This window comes from Pandoraea sp. ISTKB, assembly GCF_001721285.1.
Taxonomy (GTDB): domain Bacteria; phylum Pseudomonadota; class Gammaproteobacteria; order Burkholderiales; family Burkholderiaceae; genus Pandoraea; species Pandoraea capi.
In genome coordinates, this window is record NZ_MAOS01000031.1 from 78097 (window position 1) to 96734 (window position 18638).

General features: G+C 63.1%; 21 protein-coding genes. 11 read left to right on the forward strand and 10 right to left on the reverse strand.

Features of this window, described 5'->3' with window-relative positions; genetic code table 11:
- Positions 1-203: 203 nt before the first annotated feature.
- The gene (locus tag A9762_RS11520; RefSeq protein WP_069342181.1) at positions 204-1523 is read right to left on the reverse strand and encodes an ATP-binding protein; all 1320 of its coding nucleotides are present in this window, start codon (positions 1521-1523) and stop codon (positions 204-206) included.
- Between the two features lie 3 nt (positions 1524-1526).
- Complete coding sequence (locus A9762_RS11525) at positions 1527-2231, reverse strand: response regulator transcription factor (protein WP_069342182.1); 705 nt, start codon at positions 2229-2231, stop codon at positions 1527-1529.
- Positions 2232-2507: 276 nt separating this feature from the next.
- Between A9762_RS11525 and A9762_RS11530 the strand changes: the two genes are divergently transcribed.
- A complete protein-coding gene (locus A9762_RS11530) occupies positions 2508-3437 on the forward strand; it encodes a MipA/OmpV family protein (protein WP_170836228.1) in 930 nt (309 codons plus the stop codon).
- A gap of 41 nt (positions 3438-3478) precedes the next feature.
- Positions 3479-4585, forward strand: a complete 1107-nt coding sequence (locus A9762_RS11535) for an SDR family oxidoreductase (protein ID WP_069342183.1) — start codon at positions 3479-3481, stop codon at positions 4583-4585.
- Positions 4586-4702: 117 nt separating this feature from the next.
- On the opposite strand, the gene A9762_RS11540 is transcribed toward A9762_RS11535, so the two are convergent.
- The 3 genes from A9762_RS11540 to A9762_RS11550 all read right to left on the reverse strand — a co-directional run bounded on the left by A9762_RS11540 (position 4703) and on the right by A9762_RS11550 (position 7548).
- Positions 4703-5611, reverse strand: a complete 909-nt coding sequence (locus A9762_RS11540; protein ID WP_069342184.1) for a LysR family transcriptional regulator — start codon at positions 5609-5611, stop codon at positions 4703-4705.
- Between the two features lie 92 nt (positions 5612-5703).
- Positions 5704-6651 carry a carbohydrate kinase gene (locus tag A9762_RS11545; protein ID WP_069342185.1) on the reverse strand — a complete coding sequence of 316 codons (948 nt, stop codon included), beginning with the start codon at positions 6649-6651 and terminating at the stop codon, positions 5704-5706.
- A gap of 105 nt (positions 6652-6756) precedes the next feature.
- Complete coding sequence (locus A9762_RS11550) at positions 6757-7548, reverse strand: sulfite exporter TauE/SafE family protein (protein WP_083253843.1); 792 nt, start codon at positions 7546-7548, stop codon at positions 6757-6759.
- Between the two features lie 145 nt (positions 7549-7693).
- Here A9762_RS11550 and A9762_RS11555 point away from each other — a divergent pair, with 145 nt between their 5' ends.
- Together A9762_RS11555 and A9762_RS11560 are read left to right on the forward strand one after the other, a co-directional pair.
- Positions 7694-8635 carry a LysR family transcriptional regulator gene (locus A9762_RS11555; protein ID WP_240493520.1) on the forward strand — a complete coding sequence of 314 codons (942 nt, stop codon included), beginning with the start codon at positions 7694-7696 and terminating at the stop codon, positions 8633-8635.
- A 279-nt stretch (positions 8636-8914) separates the two neighbouring features.
- Positions 8915-10327, forward strand: coding sequence for a methyl-accepting chemotaxis protein (locus A9762_RS11560; protein WP_069342186.1), 1413 nt, complete (start codon positions 8915-8917; stop codon positions 10325-10327).
- A 101-nt stretch (positions 10328-10428) separates the two neighbouring features.
- Here A9762_RS11560 and A9762_RS11565 read toward each other — a convergent pair whose 3' ends face one another.
- From A9762_RS11565 to A9762_RS11580, 5 genes are all read right to left on the reverse strand, one after another.
- Positions 10429-10737, reverse strand: coding sequence for a hypothetical protein (locus A9762_RS11565; RefSeq protein WP_069342187.1), 309 nt, complete (start codon positions 10735-10737; stop codon positions 10429-10431).
- A gap of 503 nt (positions 10738-11240) precedes the next feature.
- Positions 11241-11825 (reverse strand): hypothetical protein, encoded by a 585-nt coding sequence (locus A9762_RS11570; protein ID WP_206093575.1) that lies wholly within the window; start codon positions 11823-11825, stop codon positions 11241-11243.
- Positions 11826-11968: 143 nt separating this feature from the next.
- On the reverse strand, positions 11969-12106 hold the full coding sequence (locus A9762_RS28090; protein ID WP_039374867.1) for an entericidin A/B family lipoprotein: 138 nt from the start codon (positions 12104-12106) through the stop codon (positions 11969-11971).
- 132 nt (positions 12107-12238) lie between these two features.
- The gene (locus A9762_RS11575; RefSeq protein WP_039374866.1) at positions 12239-12445 is read right to left on the reverse strand and encodes a CsbD family protein; all 207 of its coding nucleotides are present in this window, start codon (positions 12443-12445) and stop codon (positions 12239-12241) included.
- Between the two features lie 141 nt (positions 12446-12586).
- A complete protein-coding gene (locus tag A9762_RS11580) occupies positions 12587-14104 on the reverse strand; it encodes a CHASE3 domain-containing protein (protein WP_069342188.1) in 1518 nt (505 codons plus the stop codon).
- Positions 14105-14512: 408 nt separating this feature from the next.
- On the opposite strand from A9762_RS11580, the gene A9762_RS11585 reads away from it, so the two are divergent.
- The 7 genes from A9762_RS11585 to A9762_RS11615 all read left to right on the forward strand — a co-directional run bounded on the left by A9762_RS11585 (position 14513) and on the right by A9762_RS11615 (position 18620).
- Positions 14513-14689 carry a DUF1328 family protein gene (locus tag A9762_RS11585; RefSeq protein ID WP_042114863.1) on the forward strand — a complete coding sequence of 59 codons (177 nt, stop codon included), beginning with the start codon at positions 14513-14515 and terminating at the stop codon, positions 14687-14689.
- A 24-nt stretch (positions 14690-14713) separates the two neighbouring features.
- The gene (locus tag A9762_RS11590) at positions 14714-14875 is read left to right on the forward strand and encodes a DUF1328 domain-containing protein (protein ID WP_039374862.1); all 162 of its coding nucleotides are present in this window, start codon (positions 14714-14716) and stop codon (positions 14873-14875) included.
- A 247-nt stretch (positions 14876-15122) separates the two neighbouring features.
- The gene (locus A9762_RS11595) at positions 15123-15620 is read left to right on the forward strand and encodes a bacterioferritin (RefSeq protein WP_371442826.1); all 498 of its coding nucleotides are present in this window, start codon (positions 15123-15125) and stop codon (positions 15618-15620) included.
- A gap of 72 nt (positions 15621-15692) precedes the next feature.
- Positions 15693-16334, forward strand: a complete 642-nt coding sequence (locus tag A9762_RS11600; RefSeq protein WP_039400349.1) for a response regulator transcription factor — start codon at positions 15693-15695, stop codon at positions 16332-16334.
- A gap of 13 nt (positions 16335-16347) precedes the next feature.
- The gene (locus A9762_RS11605; protein ID WP_069342189.1) at positions 16348-16770 is read left to right on the forward strand and encodes a response regulator; all 423 of its coding nucleotides are present in this window, start codon (positions 16348-16350) and stop codon (positions 16768-16770) included.
- A gap of 172 nt (positions 16771-16942) precedes the next feature.
- Positions 16943-17977 carry a methionine ABC transporter ATP-binding protein gene (locus tag A9762_RS11610; RefSeq protein WP_069342190.1) on the forward strand — a complete coding sequence of 345 codons (1035 nt, stop codon included), beginning with the start codon at positions 16943-16945 and terminating at the stop codon, positions 17975-17977.
- A complete protein-coding gene (locus A9762_RS11615) occupies positions 17967-18620 on the forward strand; it encodes a methionine ABC transporter permease (protein ID WP_039400341.1) in 654 nt (217 codons plus the stop codon). The genes A9762_RS11610 and A9762_RS11615 overlap by 11 nt, the downstream gene beginning before the upstream one ends.
- Positions 18621-18638: the final 18 nt, after the last annotated feature.

Sequence of the window (18638 nt, forward strand, 5' to 3'; positions counted from 1 at the left end):
GCCAACATGTCGTGAAAATGACAATGCATCGTTATCCCAACGGAAGGGGAGCGCATTCGGTTGGCCGACCTAGGAGGGCGTGGCGGCCGTTGAGGGGGATGAGGGAAATGAGGGGAGGGTGCGTTATTTAATTGCAGAAACTAACGAGAAACTCTAATTTTCTGCAATTAAATAACGCGACAAGCCTGTGATGCGGCCGACACTCACAGCGCCGGGCTGAACGGAGTCGAATGATTGGCCGGCAAGGTGATCGTAAAGCGTGCGCCGCCGAGGGGGGAGGTTTCGACGCCCACGCGGCCGCCGTGGAGCAGGGCGATGCGGCGTACGATGGCCAGCCCCAGACCGAAGCCTCCCGTCGCGCGATTGCGGCTACTGTCCAGACGATGGAACGGCTCGAAGATGCGGGTACGCTCCGGCGCCGGGACGCCCTCGCCATCGTCGTCGACGTAAATCACGATCTCGCCGTTCTCGCTCGTCTTCGCCCCGCAAACGATGCGTCGCGAGGTGTGCCGCATCGCATTGTTGAGCAGGTTCTGTACCGCCCGCGCCAACAGCTTCGGCTCGACCTCCACCCGATCGGCACCCGGCTCCGCCGCGATGTCCAGCGCAATGGAGCGCGCCGCCAGCACTTCCGTACAGTTCGCCGCCAGACTGTCGAACATCAGTCGCAACGACACCCACTGACGCGTCGGCGGTGCCGTGATCTGGTCCAGACGCGCGAGCGACAACAACTCGGTGACGAGTTCGTCCAACTCGCGAATGTCGCCCTTGAGCGCATTGATCCGGTCGTCGGCATCGGCGTCGTGACGCCGCTGCTGCAAGATCTCCAGCCCGAAATCCAGCCGTGCGATCGGTGTGCGCAGTTCGTGCGACACCGCATTGATCATGTCCTTCTGCGTCTTGATGGAACGCTCGATGCGATCAGCCATCGTGTTGAACACGCCCACCAGCGCCGTGAGATTCGAAAAGCTCGACACCTTCGCCCGTGAACTGAAATCGCCTTCACCAAAACGAATCGCAGCACGGTTCAGGGACTTCAGATCGGACCAGTACCAGCGCACCCACGTGAGGACCGCGATCAGCATCAGTAACGCCACCACCGCATAGGCCAGGTAGTTGATTTGCTTCATGCTCAGGTCGGTGCCGCTCGCGGAGGTCAATACCCACTGCGAATCGCGCAGGCGCATGGCGTAATGCTCGCCGTCGGTGCCGTTGACGATCGGCAATCCTGCTTCCAGTTCGTGGCGGAGATACTCACGCTCGACCGGAAAGTCCTTGAGCGGCTTGAGCTCCAGCGTGTCCTGCGTCTTCGATGCGAATTCGGCGATGAACTGCGGCCACTCGGACTCCGGGATGTCGGCAAGTTTCTCGTTGATGAGCCACGCGTAGCCGCCCAGTTGCGTCTGCGCCGAGCGGTTCATGGTGTCCATGAACAGATGGCCGAACGTGTAAGTGATGATCAGAATCGCGGCGACGACAGAGATGCCGACCAGCGCGTACAACTTCAAAAGCACGCGAAACATGCGTCAACTCTCCCAGGCGGACGGGCTGAACAGATAACCCCGGCCCCAAACAGTCTTGATGCGTTGCGGCTCGCCATCGGTGTCTTCGAAGCGCTTACGCAACCGGTAAATGCCCACGTCCACCGTACGATCGATGCCGTCGAATTCGATCCCGCGCAGTTGCTGGAGGATTTCATCACGCGTGACGACACGCCCCGCACCCCGCGCCAGAATCAGCAGCAGGCTGAACTCGTTCGATTTCAATTCGACGCTCGCCCCACGCCAGAACACCATGCGATCGCGCGGAACGATGCGCAACTGCCCGAAGGTGAGCCCGTCGTCGCTCTCGACTTCCACCTCGGCCATCGGCACGGCACGTCGCAACAACGCGCGCAGACGTGCGAGCAGCAGACGCGGCTCCACCGGCTTGACGACGTAATCGTCCGCGCCGACCTCCAGGCCGGCGACCTGATCGTAGGTGTCCTCGCGTGCCGTGAGGATGAGAATCGGCGTGGCGCTGATCGCGCGCAATTGGCGGCAGATTTCCATGCCGTCCATGCCGGGCAACATCAGATCTAGCACCACGATGTCCGGCGAAAACGCGCGAAAACGCTCCAGGGCACGCGAGCCATCGCCCACGACCGCCACTTCGAAGCGGTAGGCGTGCAGATATTCGGTGACGAGTGCGGCCAGACGCGCATCGTCCTCGACCAGCAAGACTCGGTACATGGCCGGTATTCCTTTCCTGTTGTGCGGTGCCGCACGCCATCGGCGGCACTCCGGTGAAGCGCATTTTACTGCCCGAAAGCCCCGCCGGGCGGACGTTTCAAACCTGCGAACAAATGAAAACATTTGTTCACAACTCTCCTAAATCGGATAACAGCCAAGCGGCGGCTTCTTTCCTACTATGCGATCACCTTGCGATCCATCCGTCTGCATCCGTCGATCGCAATGCCAACCCCCGCAATCGAAATTCAAACATTTATCGGATCTTGTAGGAGTGCCATGAAAATCCGCCACAGCAACTCAGCCCGCAAATCAACGCGCAACTCAGCGTGCGACCTTCGCACGGCGCAACGCGAGCAACGCCATCGTCATCTGCATCGGTTTGCAGCGGCCGGTGCGGCGGGACTGCTGTTCGCCGGTATCGCTTCGCAGGCGTATGCCGTCGAACCGGCACGCTACAGCGGCATTCAGCAGGATCAGAGCCTGCCGACCAATGCGTCGGACAGCGGCTATGAGTTCACCGTCGGCGGCGGTGTCGGCTATTCGCCCCGCTACATGGGCAGCGATGAATACCACGCCACGCCTGCGCTGAATCTCGCGTTGCAAACGCCTTTCGGCGTGTTCGTCGGACTGAGCGGCATCGGCTATCGCCTGTCGCTGCCCGCCGGTTTCTTCGTGTCTGCTGCGCTGTCGTACGACGGCGGTCGCAAGGACCACCCCAAGGGGCTCGATGCCGGTTCCGACAAGCTGCGCGGCATGGGCGATATCAAAGGCTCGCTCTTCACCACGCTGCAAGCCGGTTACGCCATCGGCGATCTGGCGGTCGTGAGTGTGGCGACCGACGTTCCGCTGACCAACCGCGATCGCGGCAACGTCTATCGCTTCGCGGTGGACAGCGTGGTCTATCAGTCGGCGGCAGATTCGGTCGGCGTTGGTGCCGCAGCGCATTTCGCCAGCGGCAAGTACGCGCAGACCTATTTCGGTGTGACGGCCAATCAGAGCCTGAACTCCGGCTACCGGCAATACGCGCCGGGCGGCGGTCTGTACGGCGTGAGCCTCACGGCCAACTGGACACACAAGTTCACCAAGCACTGGAGCACCACGGTCGCGGGCGGTGTGATGCGCTACACCGGCAACGCGTCGAAGAGTCCCATCGTTTTCAAGAAGACCAACTATCAGGTCGCCGCCACGCTCGACTACACGTTCTGACGTCGCGGTTTCGTTTCCCCTAGTGTTGCGAGGCCCAAGCCATGCGAATTCTCGTCACCGGCAGTACCGGTTTTGTGGGCGGCGCCGTTGTCGCCCAACTCCTCAAGGACGGCTTTGGTCCGTCGTTGTTGCTGCTCGTGCGTGCGCGTACCAGCAGCGACGGTCTTGCCCGCGTGCGCGCCGCCATGGACCGTTTTCGCGTCGCGCCCGTCCACCGGCTCACGCTGACCGAAGCGAATATCGTGTGCGGTGACCTTGCACAGCCGGTGACGTTCGACGACGACCCGCGCATGCGCAGCGTCACGCACGTGATTCACGCCGGTGCGATTGCCAGCTTCTCCGCGCATCCGCAGCTCGACACGGTCAACGTGAGCGGCACGCTGGCGCTCGCGCGTGCGGTGGCCGCGTCACCGGTGCTGGAGCGCTTCGTGCACGTCGGCACAGCCATGGCTTGCGGCGATTCGCTCTCGGGGCTTGTGAAGGAATCGCACGAACTGGCGCTTGCCGATCATCAGGTGGTCGCCTACACGGCATCCAAGGCGGAAGCCGAACGGCGTTTGCGCAAGGAATGGCCGGGCCTGCCGCTGGTGATCGCGCGGCCGTCCATCGTGGTCGGGCACACGCGTCTCGGTTGCGAGCCGTCGGGCAGCATCTTCTGGATGTTCCGGATGGTGCAGTTGCTCGGCGCCTTCACCTGTGGGCTGGATGACCGCCTCGACGTGGTGCCTGTCGACTACTGCGCCGATGCGTTGATCGATCTGGCGTTCCTGCCGCGTCTGCGTCACGACCTGTATCACGTGTCGGCGGGCGAGGGCAGTGCGCGCACCATCCGCGAGATCGAGGCGGCGCTGGCGAAGGCGCGTGGCGTGGCGCCGCTGGGCGAACGCTTCCGTCATATCGCAGACACCGAGATCGACCGTCTGACGCCTGCACTGGCGCGTCAGCTCGGACACGGCAACAGCCGTCTGATGGCCAAGGCACTGCGACGCTACGGCGCGTTCGCGGCGCTCGACTATGTGTTCGACAACCGTCGTCTGCTGTCCGAAGGCACGCCGCCGCCGCCGTCGGTCACCGATTACCTGGACGTGTGCGTGCGCTCATCCGAGTCGACGTCGGTGGCCGAGCAGATGGCGTGGGATTTCAAATGACATGAAAAAGGCTTGAAAACGATTTGAAGCAGGACCGGAGGAGGCCGGTTCGGCGCGCCGGTCCGGTTCGCGATGCGACGAGTGCCGTGCGGCGTACGATGGGGTCGTCGTCACGTGTCACCGCAAGGCGGCCGGATCGGTGGCGTCCCCTGCGAAGCATTGTGCGAGAAAGCGCTCGGTGGGGCGCGATAAGGCATCGGCATGCGGCACGAGCGCCGTCAGCAGGCGCTTGAGGCCATGCGGCGGATCGATGCGTACGGTGGCGAGCGCGGCGTCTTCATGGCGCATCGACATTGCCGAGACGAAACCCACGCCCATCCCCGCGCGCACCGCTTCCTTGATACTTTCCACCCCCGCCAGTTCGAGCGCCACCCGTGGCTCCAGCCCGGAGACCGAGAACGCGCGCGCGACCAGCGCCCGCACGCCGGACCCCGGCTCGCGCATGATGAGCGGATAGGCGGCGATGGCCTGCAACGAGGCCCCCTCGGGCGTCTGCGCCAGCGGATGGTCGGCGCGTGCAATCGCGACGATCTCGTCGTCACGCCACGGACGCACCGCAATCTCCGGCGACAACCCCGGCGGCACCGCGCCTTCGATGAAGGCCACGTCGAGCCGGTCGAGCTGCGCGACGATCTCGCTGGTGTTGCCGTCGATGATGTGCAGTGCCACGGCCGGGTAGCGCTGGTGGAATTCCGCGATGACGTATGGCAACAAGTAGCTCGCGGGCGTGGTACTGGCACCGATGTGTAGCGCGCCGGTCTCCAGCCCGCGCAGGCTGTCGCGCAGTGCGATCGCCTGACGGTAGTCCTGACGCAGCTTGTTGGCGTACACCGCGACCTGCTCGCCGACGGCCGTCAGGCGGATACCGCGTCCGTCACGCCGGTAGAGCGGCTCGCCGAACGACTCCTGCAACAGCCGCAACTGCCCGGAGACCGCAGGCTGCGACAGGTGCAGCGCCTGCGCCGCGTGGCTGATGTTGCCCAGTTCGGCCACCGTTGCGAATGTCAGCAATTGGTCCGGCGTCATATCGTCGAATTTATCGGCTATGGTGATGATTGGCTCTCATCATAGCCATTATTCGGATGATTGGCTTGAGTGGCTTGAGTGGCGAACGGCGCTCAGAGGGGACGTCGTGAGGCGATGAGCTGCTCGACCGCATCCCAGTCCGGCGCATGCGCGCCGGTACGGGTGCAGGCGAGGGCGGCCGCCGCCGCAGCGCGCCGCAAATGGTCGGTTACGGGGGCTTCAGGCGCGCGCGAGCGGCTGGCAAGCCACCCGCCGATGGCGGCGTCGCCCGCGCCGACGGTATCGGCCACATCCACGGGATAGGCGGGTTGGACGAGCGTCGTGCCGTCGGCCAGCGAGAGTCGCATGCCGCGCTCGCCGTCCGTCAGCAGGATGTCAGCCTGCGGCGCGAGGCGACGCACGTCTGCCAGTGCATCGACGTCGGTCCGCGCGGGATACAGGCCGCGCAGATCCTCCACGGACAACTTGAGCCACGTGGCGAGTTTCGCCATGCGTGCGAACGTCGCGAAGTAGTCCGGTCCCATCAGATTGCGAAGATTCGGATCGAAGCTGATGGCGACGCCGCGCGCGTGCAATTGCGCCGCGAGGTCGAGCAACGTGCCCGCCAGCGGCTCGCGCACGAGGCTGATGCAGCCGAAGTGGGCGACACGGGCGGCGTCTTGCCAGCCATCGGGCAGCGCGCCTGGATCGAAGGCCAGATCGGCGGCGCCTTCGCCAAGAAAGAAGTACGCGGGGGGATCGTGACGATGCACGACGGCCACGAGCGGTGGCGCATCGACAGCTTGCCAATAGCGCTCGTCCAGTCCGGCGTCACGGGACAGGGCGAGCAGTTCGGTGCCGAATGGGGCATGTGTGCTGATCGCGCCGCCGTAACCCGTTGCTACGCCCATCGCAGCGCTCACGCGTGCGACGTTCCAGCACGCACCGCCCGCGCGACTCACCCATTGGCTATTTTGCTGGCCTTGGCGACCCTCGGCGTCCGGCTGGCGAATCAGATCGGTAAGGGCTTCGCCGAAAACCAGCAAGGCAGGAAGGGACATGACGGGGGGCGTCGCGAGACGATCAGGGGAGAACGGCCGTCAGCATAACCGACCCTCGCTGATCGAACCGCGCGAACCGACATCGCGAACCCACAGCGAGAACGGTCAGTGACTGCGGATCAGCAACGCGATACCCGCTGCCAGCACCACGACATTCACTGCTTTCACGAACTGCTGCCGTGAAAGGCGCAGCGTGATGTGCTTGCCGACCCACATGCCGACGACCATTGCGGGAACGAGCGAGACCGCGGTGACGAGCATCGACACGTCGGCATAGACCCCCGCGAACAGGAACAAGGTGGCGCGCACGAGGGTGCTCAGACTGATGAGCGTCGCCTGCGTCACGCGCATGGCTTCGACACGCTCCAACCGGCTCGTCAGATAGATCGCGAAGACGAAACCGCCGCTACCGAACATCGCCCCGAACATGCCGCCGAGCGCGCCGAACGGCACCGCCCACGCCTGCGACAGACGCGATTTCGCGCGTGGGCCGATCAGCGCAAAGATCGCGTAGGCGCACACGAACCACGCGAGCGCCCGCAGCAGAACGTCAGGGCGCAGGTGCAACAGCAACGCGCCGCCGATCAGGCTGCCCAGCACGAGCGCGGGTACCAGACGTTTGAGTTCGTCTGTATCCGCCGCGCGCGCGTTGCGCACCACGTTGCCCGACGCTGCGCCGAAGTCGAGCAGCGCGAGCATCGGCACGATCTGCGCCACGGGCATCGCGTAAGCGAGGATCGGGCTGGCGACGAGCGCCGTGCCGAAGCCCGCGACGCCGAAGATCACATACGCGACGACCAGGGCGGCGCTCATCAGCAGCCAGTGGCCCGGCGTCGGAAGGGCGGCCGTCAGCGTAGCGAGGGTGTCGGGCAGGGCGGTGGACAGCGTTGAAAGCATAGTGGCGAAGGGACGTTTCGACAGACGTCAGGACGAGAAGCTGCGGGCCGCGTAGACCGAGAGCACGCGGGTTTTCCGTCAGCTTAGGGCCGCGTGAGGGTGTCGCGCCAATATAGAATGTGGCGATATTCGATCTCGAAACGGCATGGTCATGGTGTCGCTGCGGCAGTTGCGGTATTTCCTCGAAGTGGTCGACGCGGGCGGTTTCAGCGCGGCGGCGGAGCGTCTTTTCGTCGCGCAATCCGCACTGAGCCGGCAAATCTCCGAACTGGAGCGGGAATTGCAGGCGGTGCTGCTCGAACGCTCCTCCAAGGGGGTGACGCTCACCCCCGCCGGTCGCACGTTCGTGGGCGAAGCGCGACGCGTGCTTACCGAACTCGAAGGCTCCGTGGCGCTCACCCGCAGTGTGGCGCGCGGCGAGCAGGGCACGGTGCGACTCGCGCATTCCAGCTCGGTGCCGTTTGCCGGGGCGCTGCCATCGGCGCTATACGAGCATCTGCGCGCGCATCCCGGGGTGAACGTCGATATCTCGACGTTGTCGTCCGAGCAGCAGCAAGACGAGATCGAAGCGGGACGGATCGACGTCGGACTCGTTCGATTGCCGGTACTGCGCCCCGCGCCGACGCTCGTTTGCGAGACGATGGCGCGCGAGCGTCTGCTATTGCTCGTGCCGAAGGGGCATGCGCTGGCGTCAAGAGCGTCGGTGAGCGTGGCGGCGCTTGCTGCGGAGCCGTTCGTCTCGCTGCCGCATCGCGAGCGCGGCGGGTTGAGCTATCGCGTGGCGCAGCTGTGCCAGCAACATGGATTCTTCCCCACGGCTGCCGTGGCTACCTCGCGCAAGGCGACGCTCGTTCATCTGGTCGCGGCCGGCTTCGGGGTTGCCATCGTGCCTGAGAGTCTGGCCGCGCTGGCCGGATCGGACGTCTGCCGCGTGGCGCTGGAGGAAGCCGATGCCGACAGCGAAGTCGCCCTGCTGCGCCGCCGCGATGCCGGGGATCTGGTCATCGCCGTGGGCGAGGCTTTGCGCCGTGCGGTGGCGGGGGCCAATAGCGTCAATAGCGACGATAGCGTCGCTGCCGCGTCCTGACGCTGCCGTAAGTCCCGCGTAAGCCGTGCGTGAGAGTGTGGCCGCATAACATCGAAAGCGTCGAAAGTGCGGGGAAAACAAGGCCTGAGTGGGTGAAAACCACGCGAAGAAACCCTCAAGTCGGCCGTTTTTTCTCCCGTTATACTTTTCGACACAGGGTCAACAGAGGCCCGAACGTGTGGCGCAGACGTCTACCCGGCGTTTTACGTTTTTCGGCAGTTCCGGCGACCGTCCCGCCCTCGTCATAACAAGCAGATCAGAGATGCGAGGAGACTGACGATGGGGCTATTCACGCGCTCAAGGGGAGCCGCGCAGACCGTCAACATCATGAGCGAGGTGGCCGCCAATGCGGGCACCCTCGGGGTGGAGTTGTGCGATATCGCCGGTAACGTCGATGAAATCGCCGTCCGGATCAAGCGACAGGCCGAAGTGTTTCAGGAGCTTCGTCGCGCAGCCACCGACACCAGCGAAGGCAATCAGCGCATTGCCAGCGCAGCACGTGAGGCGCGCGATGTCGCCGACCGCGCGAGCGCCGAAATTTCGGCATCGCGCAGCACGGCAGACGCATCGCTTGCGTCGATCCACGGGCTGGTCGAAGGCGTTTCCGGTATGGCGGACGAGATATCGGGGCTGCGCGAAGCGCTCGATCACGTCGGCAAAGTGGCCGAAGGCATTTCCGTCATCGCCCGGCAGACGAACCTGCTTGCCCTGAACGCGGCCATTGAAGCGGCGCGCGCCGGTGTGGCGGGACGCAGCTTCGCCGTCGTCGCAACGGAGGTAAAGCTACTCGCGAGCAAGACCGCCGAGGCCACGCAGCAGATCGAGCACACGCTCGCTGCGCTAGGCGAGCGTACCGAACGTCTTATGCGCGAGAGCAATGCCAACGTCGCGCGCGCCAACGATGCCCGCGAAGGCACGCGCGCCATCGCCAGCGTGATCGAGACGGCAGGCAGCGCGCTCGACACGTTCGATCGTCAGGCGGGACAGATCGCGCAGGCGAGCGAAGCTATCGAAAACGAATGCAGCACGCTCGCAGCGCACGTCGATGAGATGGCCGATGGTGTGACGCATTCGGCCGATCACGTCGAAAGCGCGCGTGAGCGTATCAACGGTCTGCTGTCGGTATCCGAGCACCTGATCGGCCTGATTGCCGAGGCGGACGTCGAAACCGAAGACACGCCGTTCATTCGCGCGGTGCGTCGCGCAGCCAGGCAGGTCGGGGAAAGTTTCGAGGCGGCGCTGGCCAAGGGGAAGATCAGCGAGCAGGAACTGTTCGACCGGCGCTACGAGCCGATTCCCGGATCCAACCCGCAACAGTTGATGGCGCGCTTCACGCGCTTTACCGACGAGACACTGCCCGCGATTCAGGAGCCGCTACTCGGCATGAACGAGCGCATCACCTTCTGTGCGGCCGTCGACGAGAATGGTTATCTGCCCACGCATAACCGCAAGTTTTCGCAGGCGCCGACGAACGACCCGGTCTGGAACGCCGCGCATTGCCGTAACCGACGGCTGTTCAACGATCGCACCGGGGCGGCAGCCGGACGCAATACCAAACCGCTGTTGCTGCAAACGTATCGTCGCGATATGGGCGGCGGCGAGTTTGTCGTGATGAAGGATGCATCCGCGCCGATTTACGTGAACGGGCGGCACTGGGGCGGTTTCCGGATCGCTTATCGCGTGGCGCGCTGACACATTGCACCCGCAAGTGTCATAAACAAAACGCGCCGCCGACATTGCCGTCGGCGGCGCGTTTTCCATTCGATGCCGGATGTGCCTGGCTCGGCCGTCGATCAATAGCCGTACCAGCGGCCATGACGCCAGTAGCCACGACCGTAATAGCCACCGTACGGACGACCGTAGTACACCGGCGGCGGGCCGTAATAGGCCGGCGCAGGTGCCACGTAGACGGGCGGCGGCGGTGCGACGTAGACCGGCGGGGGCGGCGCGACGTACACCGGGGCCGGCGCATAGACCGGGGCCGGCGCGATCAGCGGTACACCGATACCGATCCCGACCGAGACGTGAGCCTGCGCCGTTCCGATCGCACCCGCGGCGAGCGCGACCCCGGCGATGGCAAGGGCGGCAAACTTGGTTTTCATGACATTTCTCCTGCGGACTTGGCAGCGTACTGATGACAGCGCCCGAACGGCACCATGCCGCTCGACGCGCCCGGTGCCCGCCGGCACCCTGATTCGTCAGATTCCTTGGCTTTACTTTACTGAAGTTCCGAAACGCGGTCCTGTCGCAATTGTTGCAAAGTATGCGAACCGGGGCGGTGTGGGGAACGTTCGGGCGTAGAAAAGCGGCCGCCAAACGTGTGTATCAGGCCCCTATTCTATGCAGAATCAACGCTTTGCGCTGGTTTCGGTTGACATCGCCCCGCCACGCACCGACCGCGCAGAGCGTGTCGTTGCGCGACACTTGTTACATTCATTTACATGGCGATGGCGGCGTGTCGCACAAAAACAGCGGGCGAATGCCACTTGCGCAGCATTCGCCCGTTGCCGGCGTCCAGCGATACTCGCGTGGGACGCCGTCTCCTCCCTGCCAAACCTGGGTGACCGTTCGCGAAAATTTGGGGAAATTTCGGAGACGGCCCTGCTTACTGGTGATAGCGCGTCTTGGCTTCGGCGACGCAACTGTCCTTGCTGTTGCCCGTCAGGCTGTCGCAACGCTCCATCGCGGCCTTGTACTCGGCCTTGTTGGCATCGGCGTTGGCATCCTGGCGTGCGGCCATGGTGTCCTTCGACGATTCACGGCTGGTGCGCATGACCTTGGCGTCGCCATAGGCCTTGGTCTTGGCGGCGTCGGCGTCCTTCACGCAGACATCCTTGTCGTTGCCCTTCTTGTCATCGCAACGCAGCTTGGCGACGCTGTAGTCGGCATCTGCCTTGGCGACGGCGGCATCGTAGCGCGCCTTGGGCGTTTGCTTGTAGTCGGCTTCTGCGTTGGCCTTGGCGATCTTCTCCTTGCCCTTCGCATCTTCGACACAGATCTTCTTCGCGTTGTCCTTCATGTCGTCGCAACGCGCGGCGGCAGCCTTGTAGTCCGCTTCGGCGGATTTCTGCGCGGCGTCGTACCGGTCCTTGGCGGCGGCATCGGCCGCGCTGGCTGCCGTGGTGCTCAGCATGCCTGCTGCCGCGATGCAGGCGCAGGTCAGGACATTCATGGCGATTCGATGTGACATCTCAGAGTCCTCCTTGGCTGGGGATTTGGCGAGCATGAGGCGCGACGTCGAGCGCCGCGTATTGTGGATCCGGGGGATCCGGTGTGTCGCTGGGGGCAACCGGGGGATGCGCCACGCCAGGGGGCGGCGTGGCGCGGCAATCGTTACTTGTTACGGTCGGCGGCGCCCTGAATGGCTTCGCCTCCCTTCTCGACGTCCTTACCTGCGCCGTGGATGGTGTTGCAGCCGGCGAGGCCCAGTGCGAAGCCCGAAAGCAGAGCGATGGCGATCAATCGTTTCATTTTGATTTCTCCTTGGAGAGATGTTGTCGTTCGAGGCGCATGGGAAGCGCGAGGGGAGGACCGTGGCTCACCTCCCGGCGAGCTTGGCCTGCGTGAGCGGCCCGAGGGCGCTATGGGCGCCGCGACGCCGGATTACCAGAGCTTGTGCTGGTTGTTCCACGTGTCGACTTCGCGCTCGGCATCGGCCTTGGCCTTACCGTAACGTTCCTGAATCACGCCGACGAACTTGTCGCGATTGCCTTCGATCTTGAGCAGATCGTCGTCGGTGAGATTGCCCCACTGCTTCTTTGCTTCGCCCTTGAGCTGGTTCCACTTGCCCTTGATCAGATCCGAGTTCATAGCAACTCCTTATCATGGTGGGTAGGGTTCACATACCGCGCCCCGCAGGGCGTTGGCAGGTGATTCCATGGTAGGGAGTGCGAAGTGTTCGCGCTGTCAGCCGCGCTTTCGTCGCGGTGTAGGCGGAGTCGGGTTGGACTGTCAGTGCATTCCGACTGGCGGGTGCGGAGGCTGCGCCGGCGTGCCGGACGACGGCTCGCCGGTCTTATCGTCGGTGGGGGCGGTGGCGGCGTTCGAGGCGTTGGTCGTCGACGGTGCTTGAGTGACAGGACTGACCGGACGCTCGGTGTGCTCGGTGCTTTCCGTCACTTCTGTGGCGATTTCGGGGGCGTCTGCCGGATTGCACAGCGGCAGCACCACCTGAATTTCGGTACCGAGCCGCTGCGGCAGCGAATGGATGTCGATGCGTCCGCCCTTGGCAGATACGCGCTGACGCATGCCAAACAGGCCGTGCGTTTTGGGCTTGTTGAACTGATCGGATGTGAGGCCGATACCGTTGTCGATGACTTCGAGTCTTACGCGCTGGTCGTCGCACGCCAGCGCTACGCGCACCTGCGTGGCACGCGCGTATTTGCCTGCATTCGTGAGCGCCTCCTGCGCCACGCGGAACAGCACGATGGCCGTCGACTCGGGTAATGCGAAGTCTTCTTCCGGCAGATCGAGATCGAGTTGCCAGTGCTGCTGATCGGCCGTCTCTTCGGAGAGCGAGCGCAGGGCCGTGACGAGTCCGAAGTTGATCAGCACGGTCGGGCGCAGGTTCTCGATGATGCGACGCTTTATCTGAATGCCGGAGTCGAGATTGCGCTGCGCACGTGCGAGCTTTTCTGCAATGACCGGATCGACGCTGCGCACCTTGTGATGCACCCACGTGACGTCCATCTTGCACGCGGTGAGAATCGCGCCCAGTTCGTCGTGCAATTCGCGCGAGAGGCGCGTCTTTTCATCTTCGCTGACGTTCTGCAAGTGAGTGGCCAGCTCGTCGAGCTGTTCGGTGCGCTCGCGCACGAGGCGGTCGAGATGCGCCTGCTGCTCGTGCAGTTGATCGCGCGCCAGTTGCTCCTGCCGCATCTGCTTGCCGAGCGAGCGGAACAGCAGTACGAACAGCAGAATCGTCAGCACCGAGAGGGCCCCGGCACTCACGGCCGAAATAGCCTGATCGAAGCGGCCGTCGTCCTGCGCCGTGCGCGCCCGCGCCAGTTCGCGGTTGTACAGATCGGTGATGCCGGTCTGCACGGGCTCCATTGTCCCGATGCCCAGTCTCGAGGGGGAGAGCGCTTCGTCGAGCGACATCTCGCCCTGCGTGACGGCCGCACGCGCGGTATCCATCGCCGTAATGCGCTCGGAGAAGACTTTCATGACCCGCGCGAATTCGCGTGTGGCCTGATCGTCGCCAACATCCTGATAGTGCTGGATGATGAGTGCCGAGAGATCGCGAATGCGTCGCACGGCCGAGAGATACGGATCGAGATACGCCGGATTGTTCGTGAGCAGATAGCCGCGCTGACTTGCCACCACGGTCGATGTGCGCGCAATGATCTCGTTGAGTTCGTTGGCGGCCATCATGTTTTGCAGCGCGCTTTCGTAAGTGGACGCGAGACGGCGGTGCGCCGATTCCAGCCCGATCAGACTGCCGACCGTGATGACGATCGCGGCGATCATGGCGATGATCCAGCTTCTGCGACGCAACCAGGACGTAAATCGGGGCATTGGGAAATGGGGGCCTTGATTGGCGTTGATAGGGGATTGGCGGGCGTATGTCGAAGTGCGGCGATGGCCTTCCTGCCCGATATCGTGCGACGTGCAACAGCATAAGACGACGTCGGATGCTTCGATAATACGGCGAAAACTGCACCTTTCGGGCAATTGTCAGCCAATTCCTACGCAAAAACCAGCGCCGCGCGGGCAGTCCCGTCAGCGGCGTTTTTCTACTATTCATTCAGCGCCCTGTGGTTCACGCGCTTCGTATGTGGGCGATCAGGATCATCGATCCCCCCAGATACGAGACGTGCCAGCCATGGGGAGCCGGAAAAGTCTCCGGGAAATGAAGCAATAAACAAGGAGAACGCCATGTTGAAGTGGGCTTTGTTGTTCGCACTGATCTCCATCGTCGCCGGCCTGTTGGGCTTCACCGGGATCGCTGCGGGTGCGGCCGGGATCGCGAAGATTCTGTTCGTTCTGTTCCTGGTCCTGTTCGTGATCTTCCTGCTGCTTGGATTGACCGTCGCCAAGAAGATCGTCGACTAGCCATCACCATTCAAGGAGGTTGCGATGCTTCACTATGCCGTCGTTTTTTTCGTGATCGCGTTGATTGCCGCAGTTTTCGGCTTTACGGGAATCGCTGCGGGTGCCGCCGAGATCGCGAAGATCCTGTTCTTCATCTTCCTGGTGATCTTTCTGGTCACGCTGCTCTTCGGGGTGGTCCGACGATAGTCACCGTCAGGGAACGCGGGGCGGCAATGGCCGCCCTTCGCCATATCCGGCGCGCGCGTTCCCACGGTTCCTATGGTTCCCATCGTTCCCTTCGTAACCCCGTCCGACGCACAAACCGCTACAGGAGGATTCGCCAATGCATACCGCCAAGCAAGCCAAACAGCACGCCAAGCGCACCAAGCACGCGATGACCGGTAATGGTCACAGCCAGCACGCGGGTGATGAATTCGAAATCGACGTTCGCGCCATGCGCGAGCGTGCCCGTGAGCACCTCGATGACGGTGCTGTCACGGAGGACTACCGCGCCGATCGCGACGCGGTCGTGCATATGCTCAACGATGCGCTCGCGACCGAACTGGTCTGCGTGCTGCGATACAAGCGTCACCATTTCATGGCCACCGGTATTCATGCCGAGCCGGTAGCGGCCGAATTCGCCGAGCACGCGGCCCAGGAGCAGGATCACGCGGATCGCATTGCGACGCGCATCGTGCAACTGGGCGGCGAGCCCGATTTTTCCCCCGACAGCCTGTCGTCGCGCAGCCACGCCGAATACGTCGCCTGTACCAGCCTGCGGGACATGATTCGAGAAAATCTCGTGGCAGAACGTATTGCGATTGAGAGTTACCGCGAGATGATTCATTATTTGGGCGACCGGGATACCACGACGCGTCGTATGCTCGAAGAAATCCTCTCTGTCGAGGAAGAGCATGCCGACGATATGCGGGATCTGCTCGACCGGGAGTGACGGCCATGGCACGCGTACCGAAATCGTTCGAGCGCGGTCAGCAGGCCGACGGGGACAGTCTCTGGAGCTTAGATGTCACTGACAATAAAAATCCTGATTGCCGACGATCACGCCATCGTTCGTACCGGCTTCAAGCAATTCATCGCCGACGAGTCGGATATGGAGGTGCTGGGCGAGGCCGCGAGCGGGGACGAGGTGATTCGTGCCGTGCGAGAAACCGAATTCGATGTCGTGCTGCTGGATATCGCCATGCCTGACAAGAACGGCATCGACACCCTGCGCGTGATCAAGCAGTTGAGACCCGAGCAGGGTGTCCTGTTCTTGTCGACCTATCCGGAAGCGCAATACGCGGTGAATCTGCTGCGCGCCGGGGCCGATGGCTATCTGATGAAGGACGCGGCGCCCGAGGAAATCATCCGGGCGATTCGCACGGTCGCACGCGGTCACCGTTATGTCAGTGAAGTCACGGCGGACCTGCTGGCGCAGAAGCTCGACAAGCCGGTCGACGAACCGATGCACGAGCAGCTCTCGGAGCGCGAGTTTCAGGTGTTCTGCAAGCTCGCTCAGGGGCGTACGCCCACTGAAATCGCCGACGAGCTGCATTTGTCGGTGAAGACCGTCAGCACCTATCGTGCGCGGGTGCTGGAAAAGATGCATTTGAAAACCAATGCCGACCTGACGCTATATGCGCTCAAGAACGGCTTGATAAGTTGATAGAGAGGCTGTCATGTCAACCGGGAACGCGGCAACGCTTACGGGGTCCCGCTTGCCCTTGAAGGTGCTGCTGATCGAAGATTCGGCGGTGATTCGCGAGAGCCTGTCCGAAGCACTCGGATCGACCGGGATGCTCGAGGTCACAGGTGTGGCGGAGACGGCCGATGACGCGGTTCGCACCCTGGAAAGCGATTCTTTCGACGCGGTCATCGTCGATATCCAGCTCCGGCGCGGCTCGGGCATGGACGTCCTGTCGTATCTGCACGACAGCGGCATGTTGGAAAAGCTCATGGCCATCGTCCTGACGAATTACGCCCTGGCGACGTACCGCAAACGCTGCCAGCAACTGGGTGTGCAGTACTTTTTCGACAAATCGCTGGAGTTCGACCGGGTCATCGAGGTACTCGACGAATTTGCGACCGGCCGGCAGGCCTGAATTCGCCCGTTGGCGGTCGTCGATTCCTTACCTCCTAAAATCCATATAAAGAGATCAAATTTTATTATTTTCAACTATTTAGGCGCATGGGCTAGAATGTCGCCTTTGCGCTAAATAGAGTCTTGGCGGCGGCACTGCGGGCGGTTTTGCAGTGGGGCTGCTATTTTTTTGCATGATCGAACTCCAGAACATTACCCAGCGTTTCGCTGGACCCAAGGGGCCGATCGACGCGCTTTCCAATATCAGCCTGTCGATCCAGCGTGGCGAAGTCTTCGGCATCATCGGCCGAAGCGGCGCCGGCAAGAGCACGCTCGTGCGTGTCATCAACCTGCTGAACCGTCCGAGCGACGGCACGGTGCGGGTCGACGGTCAGGATCTGACGTCGTTGTCGGCGGACGACCTGCGTCAGGCGCGTCGCCGCATCGGTATGATCTTCCAGCATTTCAACCTGCTCAGCTCGCGCACGGTCTATCAGAACGTGGCGCTGCCGCTCGAACTCGCGGGCATGTCGGCCGCCGAGATTCGCGGCAAAGTGCTGCCGTTGCTGGAGCTTGTGGGCCTGACGGCGCAGAAGGACCGCTACCCGTCGCAGATCTCCGGCGGCCAGAAACAGCGTGTGGGCATCGCCCGCGCGCTCGCCAGCGAACCGCAAGTGCTGCTCTCGGACGAAGCCACGTCGGCGCTCGATCCGGAGACGACCCGCTCGATTCTCGAACTGCTCAAGCGGATTAACCGCGAACTGGGCCTGACGGTCGTGCTGATCACGCACCAGATGGAAGTCATCAAGCAGGTCTGCGACCGCGTCGCTGTGCTCGATGCCGGTCGCGTGGTGGAGCAGGGGGCCGTGATCGACGTATTCCTGCGTCCGCGTCACGATGTGACCCGTGCGTTGATCGGCGACGTGATTGCGCAGGAGTTGCCCGCAGGCGTGCGCGAGCGCGTGGCGTCGCGCATTGGTAACGGTCACGATCACCTGTACCGGCTGGCGTTTTCGGGCGCGGGCGTCGACCAGCCGTTGCTGTCCGAGGCGATTCGCCGCTACGAACTCGATTTCAACATCCTGCATGGCCAGATCGACGAGATCCAGGGGCAGGCATTCGGATCGCTTGCCGTGATGGCGGGCGGCACACCGGCCCGTGTGGCTGAAGCCATGGCGTTCCTCGCCAGTGAAGGCGTGGTTGTCGAGGAGCTGAGCCATGTGGAGTGAAATGTTCGATCTGTTCGTCTCGTCGTTCTGGGAGACGCTCATCATGGTCGGGATCTCGGGCCTGATCGGTGCTGTCGTGGGCGTGCCGCTGGGCGTGCTGCTGTATCTGACGGACCGTAACGGCGTGTTGCAGAACCTGCCGACCAACCGCATCGTCGGGATCCTCGTCAACGCCGTGCGCTCCACGCCGTTCATCATCTTGCTGGTGGCCGTGATTCCGTTCACGCGACTGATCGTCGGGTCGTCCATCGGCACGATGGCGGCAGTGGTGCCGCTCACGATCGCCGCGGCCCCGTTTGTCGCGCGTCTTGTGGAAACGGCCCTGCGTGAAGTCGATCGCGGCCTGATCGAGGCCGCCCAGTCGATGGGCGCGACGACGGGTCAGATCGTCATGAAGGTGCTGCTGCCCGAGGCGCTGCCCGGCATCGTGGCCGGTCTGACGATCACGTTCGTGAGCCTGGTCGGTTATTCGGCAATGGCCGGCGCCATCGGCGGCGGTGGTCTGGGCGATCTCGGGATTCGCTACGGGTATCAGCGCTTCCTGCCGGAAGTCATGATCACCGTCGTGCTGATCCTGATCGTTTTCGTGCAACTGGTGCAGACGTTCGGCGACTGGCTGGTGCGTCGACTGAGCCACAAGTAATACGTCCCACATAACAAT